Origin of the sequence: Brevundimonas sp. TSRC1-1 (genome assembly GCF_049898245.1) — a bacterium.
GTDB lineage: Bacteria > Pseudomonadota > Alphaproteobacteria > Caulobacterales > Caulobacteraceae > Brevundimonas > Brevundimonas mediterranea_A.
The window spans coordinates 1-13,910 of record NZ_JAFCXI010000006.1 but is presented as its reverse complement, the minus strand read 5'-3'; the positions used below and the strand labels follow the sequence as shown (position 1 = coordinate 13,910).

The window sequence follows — 13,910 nt, the reverse complement described above, 5'->3', positions numbered from 1 at the left end:
TAGGCGCTCATCGCTTCCACTCCACGAAGGTCTGGCCCTGTTCACCGAGCTTCTGGATGCCCAGGCGAACCGTATCGCCCGGTTTCAAGTAGAGCGGCGGTTTCTGGCCCAGGCCGACGCCCGGAGGAGTGCCGGTGGTGATCAGGTCGCCCGGCTCCAGCGTCATGAACTCCGAAAGATAGGAGACGATCTCGGCGACGCCGAAGATCATGGTTTTGGTGTTGCCGGTCTGCATGCGTTGGCCGTTCAGGTCCAGCCACATGTCCAGGTCCTGAACATCGCCCACCTCGTCGGTGGTGACGATCCAGGGGCCGACGGGACCGAAGGTGTCGCACCCCTTGCCCTTGTCCCAGGTGCCGCCCCGCTCGGTCTGGAAGGCGCGCTCAGACACGTCGTTGATCAGCACATAGCCGGCGACGTGATCCAGCGCCTCGTCTTGGGTGACGTAGGTGGCGGGCTTGCCGATCACGATGCCCAGTTCGACCTCCCAGTCGGTCTTTTCCGAACCGCGCGGAATGATCACGTCGTCGTTCGGTCCGTTCAGGCAGGTGATGGCCTTGGTGAAGACGACGGGTTCGGCCGGGATGGGCAGGTTGGATTCGGCGGCGTGGTCGGCGAAGTTCAGGCCGATGGCGATGAACTTGCGGCTGCCCTTGACGGGCACGCCATAGCGGGGCTGGCCCTCGACGAGGGGAAGACTGGTCGGATCGATGGCTTTCAAGGCCGCGAGCGCCGGTCCGTACAACTGTTCCGGGGTGATGTCGGCGACGACGCCCGACAGATCACGAATGCGGCCCTCGGCGTCCAGCGTGCCGGGTTTCTCGTCGCCCTTGGGACCATAACGCAGCAGTTTCATAAGGGGCTTTCGTCTTAGCGCACGTAGGGGCGATGAAGGGCGATGTCGCGGTTCAGCTCGACGCCGAACCCTGGCGTGTCGGGCACTTTCAGGCGGCCGTTCACCGGCGTCGGCTCGCCGATCAGCTGGGGATGGAACATGGGCACGACCTTGTCGGCTCCGGGCGCCATCATCAGGAACTCGGCGAACGGGCTGTTATGGCGCGTGACCACGAAGTGGTAGGAATAGACGCTGGATCCGTGCGGGATCATCAGCACGCCCTTGGCGTCGGCCATGGCGGAAATCTTGATCAGTTCGGTCACGCCGCCGCACCAGCCGACGTCCGGCTGGATGATGTCGCAGCATTCCATTTCCAGCAGCATGCGGAAGCCCCAGCGGGTGGCCTCGTGCTCGCCAGTCGTGACCAGCATCCCCTTGGGCGCGTTCTTTTTCAGCGTCTGATATCCCCAGTAGTCGTCGGGGCTGAGCGCCTCCTCGATCCACTTCAGACCCAGTTTGTGCGCCTCGTGGGCCAGGCGGGTGGCGTAGTTCAGGTCCAGCGCCATCCAGCAGTCGAACATCAGCCAGAAGTCGTCGCCGCAGGCGTTCCGCATGGCCTCAAGCTCGGCCAGGTTCTTGTGCAGGCCTTCCTCGCCCTCGGCCGGGCCGTGGTGCAGCGGCATCTTGCCGCCGATGAAACCCAGTTCCTTGGCTTTGTCCGGACGCGCGCCGGTGGCGTAGAAGGTCAGCTCGTCACGCACGGCGCCGCCCAGCATGGCGAAGACCGGCTTCTGACGCAGGCGGCCCAGCAAATCCCACAGGGCCAGATCGACGCCCGAGATGGCGTTCACGACCAGCCCTTTGCGGCCATAGTACTGTGTCGAGAAATACATCTGATCCCAGATCTTCTCGACCTCGGTCGGGTCTCGACCTTCCAGGAAACGAGCCAGGTGCTTCTCGACAATATAGGCGGCGGGCTCGCCCCCGGTCGTCACCGCGAAGCCGACGACGCCGTTCTCGGCCTCGATCTCAACGACCAAGGTGCCCAGCACATTGATGCCGAAGCTGCGGCGGCTCTGACGGTATTCGGGATATTTCGCCATTGGCGTGGCGATATGGTCGTCGATCCAGTGGCCATCGCCCTGGTCATGATAGTCGGCGCCGCCGCCTGCGCCGTCATTCTTCACGACGAAGGCGCGAACGTGCTTGATCTTTGGAAGGCGGCTCATTGAGACATCACCGGCGTCTGGTGATTTGCTCCCATCATGCGGGATTTCACTGGCTTTCCTCCGTGCGGCGCGTCAAACTCGATCCCGTTCCGCGGACGAGCTTGCGTGTTTTGCTACATTCTGAGAATGAGGATTACGAAATGGGACGAGTGACGTCAATCAAGACCGTGCAGGTCGATGGGGAAGATGAGGTCGGGACCAAAGCGTCCGGCAGTCAGACGCTGCTGCGCGGCCTGGACGTGATCGACGCCCTGATGGACGGCTCTCTACCTCTGGCCGAGTTGTCAGAAAAACTGGACCTGACCCGCAGCACCACGCACCGCCTGGCCTCCGCCCTGGTCGATCGTCGCCTGCTCTCGTTCCGCCCCCGCGAAGGCTATAGCCTGGGCCCGAAACTGCTGGAACTGGGCCACGCCGCCAGCCAGCAGATGCATCTGCCCCGCGTCGCCCGTCCATGGCTGGAGCAACTGTCCGCCCAAACCGATGACACGGTCCATCTCGGCGTCCTCGATGGCCGCCATGCCCTTTATCTCGACAAGGTCGCCGGCCGGCGCCGGATCAATATCGGCTCCCGCCTGGGAGAGCGGCACCCGATCGCCTCGACCGGCCTGGGCAAGGCCCTGATTCTCGACAAGTCCGAGCCGGAATGGATCGACTTTTATGCGCCTGAGGGCGCGCCCTATGATTCGTCGGCCCGCGCCGTCTGGCTGGAGCGGATGCACGCCTATGCCCAGAAGGGCTATGCTTTCGACCTGGAAGAGAACGAGGACCAGATCCGCTGCGTCGCCGCGCCGATCCGCTCGGTGGACGGCCATATCGTCGCCGCGCTCAGTGTCTCTTCGGCCGCGCAGTATATGTCGGACGCCCGCATGGCGGAGCTGACCAAGACAGTCACCGCCGCCGCCAACGCCATCAGCGCCGACCTCGGCTGGCAGCCTAAACCCTGAACATCGTAGAACGCCGGAGCCCACATGCTGCTTGAGAACAAGGTCGTCCTGATCACGGGCGCATCGCGGGGTATCGGACGGGCGACGGCGGTAGAGGCCGCGCGCCAGGGCGCAAATGTCGCCCTCAACACCTTCCGCGACGACGCGGTCGCCGCCGAGGTGGTCGCGGAAATCGAAGCCCTGGGCCGCCAAGCCATCGTGGTCGATGCGGACGTGGCCCTGCCGGACAGCGCGACGACCTTCGTGAACACGGCCGTCAAGGCGTTCGGGCGCGTGGATGTCTTCGTCTCCAACGCCGGCATCTGCCCCTTCCACGCCTTCCTCGACATGCCGGTCGAGACGCTGCAGCGCACGATGGAGGTCAATCTCCATGGGGCTTATTTCATGACCCAGGCGGCGGCGAACCAGATGGTGAAACAGGGGGAGGGCGGCGCCATCGTCGCCATCAGCTCGATCTCGGCCCTGGTCGGCGGCGAGATGCAGACCCACTACACCCCGACCAAGGCGGGGGTTCACAGCCTGATGCAGTCCTGCGCCGTCGCCCTGGGGCGTCACGGCATTCGCTGCAACTCGGTCCTGCCCGGCACCATCGCCACCGACATCAACAAGGACGATCTCGCCGATCCTAGGAAGCGCGAATATATGGAAAGCCGCATTCCCCTGGGACGCCTGGGCAAGCCCGAGGACATCGCCTCGGTCGTCGCCTTCCTGGCCTCGGACATGGCGGCCTATATGTCCGGCGCGGCCCTGCTGGTCGACGGCGGCGCCTTCGCCAACTTCCAGTAGGGCGTCACGGTGATCATTTCCTCGCCCGGCGACTATCGCGAGGCGGCGCGGCGCAAGCTGCCGCCCTTCCTGTTTCACTATATCGACGGCGGCGCCTACGCCGAACAGACGCTGCGCCGCAACGTCGAGGACTGGCAGGCCATCGCTCTGCGCCAGCGCGTTCTACAGGACATGACCAGCCTCAGCCTGGAAACACGGCTGTTCGACGAGACCCTGCGGCTGCCGATCATCCTGGCGCCAGTCGGCCTGACCGGCATGTACGCCCGGCGCGGCGAGGTGCAGGCGGCCAAGGCGGCGGCCTCGCGCGGCGTGCCCTTCACCCTGTCCACGGTTTCGGTCTGCCCCATTGAGGAGGTGGCGCCGGCCATCGACCGGCCGATGTGGTTCCAGCTCTATGTCCTGCGCGACCGGGGCTTCATGAAGAATGCGCTGGAGCGGGCCGGGGCTGCGGGGGTGAAGACCCTGGTCTTCACCGTCGATATGCCGACCCCCGGCGCCCGCTATCGCGACGCCCATTCGGGCATGAGCGGCCCTCATGCCGAGGTACGCCGCATGATCCAGGCCATGACCCATCCCGCCTGGGCCTGGGACGTGGGGGTGCGCGGCACGCCGCACGATCTGGGTAATGTCTCGGCCTATCTGGGCAAGCCTACGGGTCTGGCGGATTACATCGGCTGGCTGGGCCAGAATTTCGATCCTTCGATATCCTGGAAGGATCTCCAGTGGATCCGCGACTTCTGGGACGGTCCCATGATCATCAAGGGCGTGCTGGATGCTCAGGACGCCCGCGACGCCGTCAGCTTCGGCGCTGACGGCATTGTGGTGTCGAACCACGGCGGCCGCCAACTGGACGGCGTCCTGTCATCGGCGCGGGCCTTGCCTGCGATCGCCGAAGCGGTGAAAGGCGATATCCGCATCCTGATCGATTCCGGCGTTCGCAACGGCCTGGACGTCGTCCGCGCCATCGCCCTTGGGGCCGACGCCGTGATGCTGGGACGAGCCTTCGTCTATGCGCTGGCGGCGGGCGGCGAGGCCGGCGTCGCCAACCTGCTGGACCTGTTCGAGAAGGAGATGCGGGTGGCCATGACGTTGACGGGGGCGAAGTCCGTGGCGGGGATCAGCCAGGATATGCTGGCCCTCTGAACCTTCGCCTTCTTCCGAAAGGCGAAGGTTGCTCGAAGCGTCAACTGAAGAAGGCCCCGCCGACCTGGATCGGCGGGGTTTTAGAGACGACTCGGCCCGCTTGCAGGTGCAGCACAGTCAAATCGATGGTTGCCGCCGTTTACGGAATAGACCGAGCGCTTGTCTTCTTGGCGGACGAGTTGGGCGTTCTTCGGGGGCTGAGCGACTTCGCCCGGGCACCAGATTTCAGCCGAAGCTCCTGCGGGGATGCCCACGTCCAATATCAGACGATCACCGACCCGGCGCCACTCCGACGAAATGCGTCCCCTGACCGTGTCGAGATGGGCGGAGACGTGGTCGAGACCCTGCGGCGCCTCCGGACGTATCACGATGGTCCGGTAGCCCGGCGCGCCAGGCCGGATGCCGGCAAGGCTTTGATAAAACCAACTGGAGACCAAGCCCCAGTAGTGATGGTCGTAGGATCGACTATCCAGAGACCAGCCCTCGAGCATGGTATGAATGTCGTTGGCCAACCAGAACCCCCAGCTGGGTTCGGTGGTCTGAGTTGCGACGCGGTAGACGGTATCGACGTGGCCCGCATCACTGAGCAGCGTCAACGCATAGCGGCCCGAGAAAACACCCATGCTGGACAGGTGGTAGTCGTGGGCCACGATGTCGTCATTGACCTTTTGAAGCACGGCGTTCGCCAGGCCGTCAGGAACGAGGCCGAATGCTACAGGCAGGATGTTCTGATATTGTACGAAGGCTGGCGCATCGCCCGACTTCGCCGGAACGCGATAGACCTCGCGGCCGGCGTCCCAGTAGGTGCGATTGTAGGCTGCGCGGATCGCATCTGCACGGGCGGCATAGGCTCGCGCATCCGCCTGTTTGCCCAGCAAGACCGCGTTCTTGGCCAGCAGCTGGGTCATGTGGAAGAGATAGGCGGTCGCGACACTATCGACGTCGCCGGGCCCCGGCTGAGGCGGCGGGCCTCCGGCGCGATTTCCGGCCATGAAGGCGGCGATCATTTCAGGCGTGATCGGTGGGCGAGGATTGGCGTATTCGCCGAGGAAGGTGTTGGCCAGCTGGCGGTAATGGAAATCGTCCGGCGTGAACCAGGACGCGGTGTAGTCCACCAGTCTCTTCTGGGTGTCGTACATCTCGGCCAGGAGGCGCGTGTCACCCGTCAGCTGATACAGGTCGTCGGGCAGTATGAAGGTGGCGGCGTCCCAAGAGGGTGTGGGGCCGTTGACCATGTTCCACCCCGGCGTGCCCTCGTAACCGTACTGGGGCGTCGACGGCACGATCTCGGGGATTTCGCCACTGGGCGCCTGGGCGTCTCGGAAATCACCCATCCACTTGGTCCAGACGCGGCTGACGTCGAAGTTCAAAGCAGAGGCCAGAGCTGACGCCTGGGCGTCGCCCGTCCAGCCATTCTTCTCGAACGTCGGCGTATCGGTCTGGAAGCCGTGCATATTGTTCAGGATGGTGGCGCGGGCCGCCGCCTGAATCTGGTTCAACAGGAGCTTCGAGCTTTCGAAGCTTCCGATCGAGGCTACGTCGGAGTGCATGACTTCGCCGGTCAGGCTGTCCAGCGTCGGCGTGCCTGGGAAGCCCCGGACTTCCACATAACGGAAGCCGCGATAACCGAAACGCGGCGTCCAGTCTTCCGGACCGTCGCCGGCCAGGGTGTATTGATCGGTCTGAAGTTGCGTGTCCACCAGTCCGCTCGCGGACAGGACCGTTCCGTCGGGACGGAGCTTCTCGTGCTGGATCATGGAGATGGTCTGGCCGGATGGTCCATTGACCTTAAGATGAAGGCGGCCGGCGAAGATGCTGCCGAAATCGTAGATCCACACGCCTGGACGGACCTGCTTCAGGCTGACGGCGCGGCGCGTGCCGACCACCGCGATCGGCTGTTGTTCTGCAGCGTCCAGGCGGCCTGCCGGACCATGGACGAGACGAGCGGTCGTCCAATCACGGTCGTCAAATCCGGGCTGCGACCACCCACGGGGCAGCAGGCGGGCGTCATAACGTTCGCCCGCATAGATGGAGTCATGCCGGGTCGGCCCCGGGTGGGTCCGCCATTGGTCGTCGGTCGTGACGATCTGTCGGCTGCCATCGGCCAGGGTGACTTCCAGCTGAAGTCGCGCGGTGGGGCGATTGCGCCACGGCGCCTCGTGCCAATACCATTCGTTGGGTTCGACCAGGTCATACCAGCCGCGACCTAGCTCCAGACCAATTACGTTGTCTCCGCGACGGATATGATCGGTCACATCCAGCGTCCGATAAAGGACGCGACGATCATAGGCCGTGAAACCGTCGCCGACGGCTTCGTTGATCGTCTTGCCGTTGATGTCGATGCGAGGAAAGCCGCCGGCGGCGACATAGAGGCGGGCCTGGACGACGTCTCCCTCTATGATGAACAGGCGACGCAGCAGGGCGGCCGGCTCAGTCTGAGGGAAGACGATATCGACGCCCCTCGCGTTGGCGATGTGCAGGCCGTCGGCCTCGATCGTGCCGCCGCTGAGCGGGTTGTCATTGCCCGAGAAGGCTGCGCGCGTGACGGGGCCGTTCGCCGGGGTGACGGTGAGTTCATGCAGGACGATGGCGTCGGGTGCAGGCGCCGACTGCCCGAACGTGGCGGGGCCGGCCTGAAAAATTCCGGCCGTTCCCTGGCGGTGATCGGTGTTCTCGAGCGTGTCGATGACGACGTCATCAAGGCGCGTGACGATGCGCGCCCCCTTGGCCTCTACCGTCAGCGTATGCGGGCCCGCGGTCCATTGTGTCAGCGTAAAGGGCAGGGGCACAGTCTTCAGCACCGTTTCCTTCACCAGGGGTTGGGACTGGGCGTCATAGGTCCGCGAAAGCGCCGTCAAGATCGGTTGACCTTCGGAGATTCCGAGCCGCCAGACATAGGCTTCCCCAAAGGTCTTGCCGACAGGGCTGGCCCGGAACAGGAAGTCGATGTCGCCTCCAGTCGGCGTAAAGCGCCACTCCGTCGTCGCGTCAGACCAGACGTGCTCGACGGAGGAATCGGTGGAAATCCAGCGCGCCTGCCAATCGTCGGGCTGCAGCAATCCCATTTCCCAAACGGCGGGCGAGCTCCAATCGGAGGGTCGGCCTTCGGCGTCGCGGGTCTGGACCCGCCAAACGTAGCGCCCACGTGATGCTAGCGCAGGGCCTTCATAGACGATCTGGGTTTGGTCGCCGGACGCCACGTCGCCGCTGTCCCAGACCAGATCGCCGTTCGATAGGCTGGCTTCAGAGGTCGCCACCTGAAGTCGGTAATGGGTCTGATGTGTCCTCGTGGCTTGCGGCGCCAGCCACTGGAAGCGTGGCCGGAGGACATCTGCGCCGAGCAGAGATGGTGCGGATTCGATTTTCAGATCCGATGGTGCGTTTGGCGACGCCTGGAGCATGGCGAGACGAGGCTGTTCGGCGTCGGCATGGGCGCATGCAGCCAGCATCAGACCGGTCGCTCCACAGAGCGCCAGCGATCGAAGGGACCGTCTCATATGCATGCCTCCCAGCAGCGTCGCCATTCGGCGCGTTTTATTGTTGGAATGACGATATACCAACAGGTGGAAAGCCGTCCCGTCAATCGGTCACAATTGGAAAAGTTCAGGGGGTAAATGCGACCTCTTGACGTTTTTCCCTAAATATCGGAACGTTGGATCACAAAATGGGACGAGGGGGCAGCTCTCGCGGGAGGACATTTCTTATACTGGCGCCGATTTGGGCGCATCGACGCGGCTCGTCGCTCGCGCCAATTGCATAACAACACGCCCAGACCGGTCCACAGAAGACGGTCGGGTCAGGGAGAGACAAGATGAAAGCCACCAAGGAAGTCGCGCGGCTGCTGTGCAGCGTCGCCTTCGTCGCCGCGAGCTTCGGCGGCGCCGGGCATGCGCTTGCCCAAGACGCCTCCGTTTCAGCGCCCGACGCGATGCAGACGGACGACAATGCCGCCGAACTGGATGAGATCGTCGTCACAGGCACGCTGTTGCGGGGCGTCGCGCCTACGGGAACGAATGTGGTCGGCGTCACCAGCGAGGATATCGTCTCCACGGGCGTCACTTCGTCGGCGGACCTTTTGGCGCGTGTCCCGCAGGTGACCAACGCCTTCGGCGGCGTGCCGCAGGGATCCTCGACGATAGCCGAGCCCATCACTCGCCCGAATATCCGCAGCCTCGGCGCGTCGGGCGGGTCCACGACCCTGATCCTTCTGAACGGCAACCGCATGGTCGGCGCCGGGATTCTGCAGACGTCGCCTGATCCTTCCGCCATTCCTCCGTCCGTGCTGGAGCGCGTCGAAGTGATCCCTGACGGCGGCTCGTCCATCTACGGGTCCGACGCCATCGGTGGCGTGATCAACTTCATCACGCGCAAGCGGTACGACGGCGTCGAACTGACCGCCAAATACGGCATGGGCGACGACTATACGACGACCGACTTCAGCGCCATGGCCGGGAAGGACTGGGGCAGTGGCTCGGCCTTGATCGCCTACGCCTATGCCCAGCATGACGCCATCGCAGGCGCAGATCGTGACTGGTTCGCCCAGGATCATCTGGCGGCCGGCGGGTCGGACTTCCGTTCGCAAAGCTGCACGCCCGGCAATATCACGACGGGCGGCGTCACCTATCGGATGGATACCCGCACCGTGGGCGTCAATCGCTGCGACGAGAACAAGGCGATCGACTTCTATCCTGAGGAAGAGCGTCAGAGTGTCTATGCAGCCCTGAGCCAGCAACTGACCGAAGACCTCAGCTTCGACGTCACGGGCTATTATTCGGAACGCGACACCGTGCGGAAAGGTCAGTCGCCGACGGACGGCACCGGCGTTCGCGGCACGGGAACGATCACCTCCGCCAACCCCTATTTCCGGCCGATCGGCGCCGAAACTTCGCAGACGGTCGCCTTCAACTATTCCGCCGTCACAGGCGATGCGCTGGAAAACCCGAGCAACTTCAGCTCGATGGGCGTCACACCGACCCTGACCTACAAGTTCGATGGCGGTTGGCAGATTCGTGCGACCGGGAACTATGGTCGCAGCACCAACACGGTGCACACGCGCCAGATCAACACGACGGCCCAGGCGGCGGCCTTGGCCGGCACGACGGCGGCGACGGCGTTGAACCCCTATGATGTCGGCACGACCAATTCGACGGTTCTGGACGGCATCCTGAACTACGAGCTGTACGGCGACGCCACGCAGGAAATCCGTTCGGTCAGGACCGTCGCGGACGGCAACATCTTCACGACGGCGGCAGGGCAGGCTCGCCTGGCGCTCGGCGCCGAATACTATGAGGAGAAACTCGACCAGACGCAGGGCCAGGGCACGATCGGAAACCCCATCGGCGCCTCCAGCAGCTCAAACCGTGACGTCACTTCCCTGTTCGGCGAGATCTTCGTGCCGCTCAAAGGGCAGGACAGCGGGATCGGATCGATCGACGTCAACGCCTCGATGCGCATGGATGTCTACAGCGACGTCGGAGACACCATCAATCCCAAGGTCGGTTTCAACTGGCGACCGGTTTCCGAACTGCGCATTCGCGGGAACTGGGGCACGTCCTTCCATGCGCCCAGTCTATCGGACCTCGGCTCATCGGTGGACACGCGGGCTCAGGTTCTGGGCGTCAGTCCGTTCCGCGCCGGCGGCAGCCCGGCGTCGGACCTGTTCCGGCCGACCATTCTCCTGGCCGGCGGCAATCCGAACCTGAAACCGGAAGAAGCCACCACCTGGTCGTTCGGCGCAGATTGGAACCCTGTCGGCGCCCTGGATGGGCTCAGGGTCAATCTGACCTACTTCAATGTGGAGTTCACCGACGCTATCGGCCTTGCCCCCTTCTTCAATGGCGCCTCCTATTTCGCCAATCCGTCCTATGCGTCCTTCTTCACGTTGAATCCGACCCCGGCCCAGGCCGAGGCGGCCACGGCGGGACAGCGGGTGGAGAATGCGCCAAGCATCACCAGCCTGTACACGGGCGGCGGCGCGACGCCCTATGCGCTGATCGATGCCCGCCGCAACAATCTCGGCTCGCTCAAGGTTGATGGGATCGACTTCGACATCGGCTATGACTGGACGCTGCCGCTCGGCACGGTCAGCGCAGGACTGGCGGGCACCTATACGCTCAATCGTGACAGTCAAGCTGTCCCAGGCGCGCCGACCGTCAATGAGTTGGACAACTCGACCAGTCGGTATTCTCTGGTTGGCACGCTGGGATGGCGTTCCGGTCCGGTCACGGTCGATGCGATCGTCAACCATCGAGCGGGCTATGACGTGACCGGCGTGGTTGGGCAGTCCGAGGTCGATGCTTACACCCTGGTCAATCTGTTCGCGCGCTATGAGTTGCCTGGCGAAGGCTGGATGCAAAACACCGCCCTGACCCTGAACGTCGACAACGTCTTCGACGAGGATCCGCCCTACTTCAACAGCGCGACCGGTTATGCGAACGGCGCCACGCTGGGCCGTGTCTTCTCGATCGGGGTGCGCAAGGCCTTCTGATCTCCCTTCGTCTCGTCCGGGGTCGTCGTCGCCCCGGACCCACCAAATCAGACGACCCAGACACTCTTTCTCTGAGCGTTCGTCCGAGCCGACGTCGCAAGGCGTCCTTCTGAGCGACTGACCGGCGCGTCCAGTGATGCGCCGGTCCTTTTCTCCGCAAAGCGAAAACGAGAACGCACTCATGAAATCCCGGCTGCTTACCGCGTCCATAACCGCGCTTCTGGTCGCTTCGATCGCCGCCCCCAACTTGTCGTGGGCCTCTCAGGTTTCGCCCGCTGCAGTGCAGGCCCAGGCCGTACCGGCGGACGTGCTCGCTCGAGCGAATGCACTGATCGCGCGCATGACATTGGAAGAAAAGGCCGGTCAGGTCAGTCAGCTCTTCCTGTTCGGCGATCCGACCCCATTCGAGCCGGGTGTGCGGTCCGGCGCCACGGGGGCGTTGCTGTTCGTCACCGATCCCGCCCTGATCAATCGCCTGCAGAAGGTGGCGGTCGAGGAAAGTCGACTCGGCATCCCCCTATTGTTCGGCTTCGATGTCATTCACGGATTGCGGACGATCTTCCCTGTGCCGATTGGCATGGCGGCGTCCTGGGACCCCGCATCCGTCGAGCAGGGGCAGGCCATCGCGGCGGCCGAGGCGCGGGCCAGCGGCATTCATTGGACATTCGCTCCGATGCTCGACATCACCCGCGACCCGCGATGGGGCCGCATCGTCGAAGGGCCGGGTGAGGATCCCTATCTCGGCGCCGCCCTCGCTCGCGCGGCCGTGAAGGGGTTCCAAGGCGAACATATCGGGGCTCCGGGCCACATCATCGCGGGACCGAAGCATTTCGCCGTCTATGGCGCATCCGAAGGCGGTCGGGATTACGACAGCGCATTCGTCTCGGACAGCCAGTTCTACAATGTCTATCTGCCGCCGTTCGCAGCCGCCATCGAAGCGGGCGCCGGCAATGTCATGAGCGCCTATATGGAGCTTAACGACATCCCGGCCGCCGCCAATCACTGGCTGCTGACGGATGTCTTGCGCAAACAGCTAGGGTTCGAAGGCTTTGTCGTCAGCGACGCAAACGGGGTCAAAAGCCTCGTCCCGCAAGGCTTCGCGATTGATGAGGCGGACGCCGCAGTCAGGGGGCTATCAGCCGGAAACGACCTCGAGATGGCGACCGCAGAGGCCGCCAACGCCACTCTTCCGCAAGCTGTCCGTTCGGGACGTTTGAAGGAGGCGGTCTTGGACGACGCGGTTCGGCGCGTCTTGGTCGCCAAGATTCGCATGGGTCTGTTCGAAAACCCTTATGTGGATGAGGGGGCGACCGAAGCCGTCTTGAGCGCGCCGGAACACCGCCAGGCCGCCCTCGCTGCGGCGGAGCGTTCGCTGGTGTTGCTGCAAAACGCCGGTGGCGTCCTGCCGCTTTCGGCGGCACCATATCGACGAGTTGCAGTCATCGGTCCTCTGGCGGATTCAGCCCAGGATACGCTCGGCTCGTGGGTGTTCGTGCCGAAACTCGAAGAGACAGTAACTGTCGCCGAAGGCATACGTAGAAGACTTGGCGAAAGCGCCCAGGTCACGACGGCGCCGGGCGTCCAGCTTCGCCGCGGCACGCCGTCCATGTTCGAAATGTTTCGACCCGCGCCGCCGGCCTGGACCGAAGCTCAGGCGGAGGTAGAGTTCGAGCGAGCCGTCGAGGCGGCGCGAGGCGCCGATCTCGTCGTCCTGGCGTTGGGCGAAATCGAGCAGATGAGCGGAGAGGGGGCGTCGCGCACTTCGCTGTCCCTGCCGGGAGATCAGCTTCGCCTGGTTGATGCCGTCAAGGCGCTTAACAAGCCGATGGTCGCTGTTCTGCTGAATGGCCGCCCGCTCGACATCGCGCCGCTTGCGGAGCAGGTGCCGGGAATCCTGGAGGCTTGGCATCCGGGTTCCGAGGGCGGGACGGCCGTCGCCAAGGCCCTGTTCGGCGACATTAATCCTGGCGGCAAACTGCCGATGACCTGGCCCCGCAGCGTGGGGCAGATCCCGATCTACTACAGCCATAACGCGACCAAGGCGCCGGCCGATCAAGGTGCACGCTACTGGGACCAGCCTTCGACGCCGCTCTACCCATTCGGCTATGGGCTCAGCTACACCGACTTCGCCTTCACGGATATCGCGGTGGACCGTGCGGCCGTGCGGCTCGGCGAATCGGTCGTCGTCACGGCGACGGTGACCAATACCGGCGCCCGCGCCGGCGACGAGGTCGTGCAACTCTATATTCACCAACGCTCCGGCCGGGCTGCTCGTCCGGTGAGGGAGTTGAAGGGTTTCGAGCGGGTGACGCTTCAGCCGGGCGAAAGCCGGCAGGTGCGTTTCAATCTGACCCAGGCAGAGCTTCGTTACTGGAACGCGGGCGAGCGGGACTGGGTCTTGGATCCGTCGGACTTCGATGTCTGGATCGGCGGCGATTCCCGCGCGGAACTCAAAACCTCCTTTACGGTGGCGCCATGATCTT

Annotated in this window: 8 protein-coding genes; 5 read left to right on the top strand and 3 right to left on the bottom strand. The window is 64.1% G+C overall.

What is annotated here, in order from left to right; all coding sequences use genetic code 11:
- Positions 1-7: 7 nt before the first annotated feature.
- Complete coding sequence (locus ACP7CK_RS16645; protein WP_008261529.1) at positions 8-856, bottom strand: fumarylacetoacetate hydrolase family protein; 849 nt, start codon at positions 854-856, stop codon at positions 8-10.
- Between the two features lie 14 nt (positions 857-870).
- Complete coding sequence (gene rhmD / locus ACP7CK_RS16640; protein WP_426026751.1) at positions 871-2,064, bottom strand: L-rhamnonate dehydratase; 1,194 nt, start codon at positions 2,062-2,064, stop codon at positions 871-873.
- Positions 2,065-2,204: 140 nt separating this feature from the next.
- Here rhmD and ACP7CK_RS16635 point away from each other — a divergent pair, with 140 nt between their 5' ends.
- From ACP7CK_RS16635 to lldD, 3 genes are read left to right on the top strand one after another with little or no spacing between them, the layout of a single operon-like run.
- Positions 2,205-3,011, top strand: coding sequence for an IclR family transcriptional regulator (locus ACP7CK_RS16635; RefSeq protein WP_366559052.1), 807 nt, complete (start codon positions 2,205-2,207; stop codon positions 3,009-3,011).
- Between the two features lie 24 nt (positions 3,012-3,035).
- Positions 3,036-3,797, top strand: coding sequence for an SDR family NAD(P)-dependent oxidoreductase (locus ACP7CK_RS16630; RefSeq protein WP_426026750.1), 762 nt, complete (start codon positions 3,036-3,038; stop codon positions 3,795-3,797).
- A gap of 9 nt (positions 3,798-3,806) precedes the next feature.
- Positions 3,807-4,940, top strand: a complete 1,134-nt coding sequence (lldD, locus tag ACP7CK_RS16625; protein ID WP_426026749.1) for an FMN-dependent L-lactate dehydrogenase LldD — start codon at positions 3,807-3,809, stop codon at positions 4,938-4,940.
- 80 nt (positions 4,941-5,020) lie between these two features.
- On the opposite strand, the gene ACP7CK_RS16620 is transcribed toward lldD, so the two are convergent.
- Positions 5,021-8,464, bottom strand: coding sequence for a family 78 glycoside hydrolase catalytic domain (locus ACP7CK_RS16620; protein ID WP_426026748.1), 3,444 nt, complete (start codon positions 8,462-8,464; stop codon positions 5,021-5,023).
- 287 nt (positions 8,465-8,751) lie between these two features.
- Between ACP7CK_RS16620 and ACP7CK_RS16615 the strand changes: the two genes are divergently transcribed.
- Both ACP7CK_RS16615 and bglX read left to right on the top strand, forming a co-directional pair.
- Complete coding sequence (locus tag ACP7CK_RS16615; protein ID WP_426026747.1) at positions 8,752-11,427, top strand: TonB-dependent receptor domain-containing protein; 2,676 nt, start codon at positions 8,752-8,754, stop codon at positions 11,425-11,427.
- A 181-nt stretch (positions 11,428-11,608) separates the two neighbouring features.
- Entirely contained in the window at positions 11,609-13,906 is a 2,298-nt protein-coding gene (bglX, locus tag ACP7CK_RS16610; protein WP_426026746.1) for a beta-glucosidase BglX, read from the top strand.
- The last annotated feature ends 4 nt before the right edge of the window (positions 13,907-13,910 follow it).

Coding starts and splice junctions, on each gene's coding strand:
- ACP7CK_RS16645 (WP_008261529.1), bottom strand. CDS start 856: ATGAAACTGCTGCGTTATGGTCCCAAGGGCGACGAGAAACCCGGCACG.
- rhmD (WP_426026751.1), bottom strand. CDS start 2,064: ATGAGCCGCCTTCCAAAGATCAAGCACGTTCGCGCCTTCGTCGTGAAG.
- ACP7CK_RS16635 (WP_366559052.1), top strand. CDS start 2,205: ATGGGACGAGTGACGTCAATCAAGACCGTGCAGGTCGATGGGGAAGAT.
- ACP7CK_RS16630 (WP_426026750.1), top strand. CDS start 3,036: ATGCTGCTTGAGAACAAGGTCGTCCTGATCACGGGCGCATCGCGGGGT.
- ACP7CK_RS16620 (WP_426026748.1), bottom strand. CDS start 8,464: ATGGCGACGCTGCTGGGAGGCATGCATATGAGACGGTCCCTTCGATCG.
- ACP7CK_RS16615 (WP_426026747.1), top strand. CDS start 8,752: ATGAAAGCCACCAAGGAAGTCGCGCGGCTGCTGTGCAGCGTCGCCTTC.
- bglX (WP_426026746.1), top strand. CDS start 11,609: ATGAAATCCCGGCTGCTTACCGCGTCCATAACCGCGCTTCTGGTCGCT.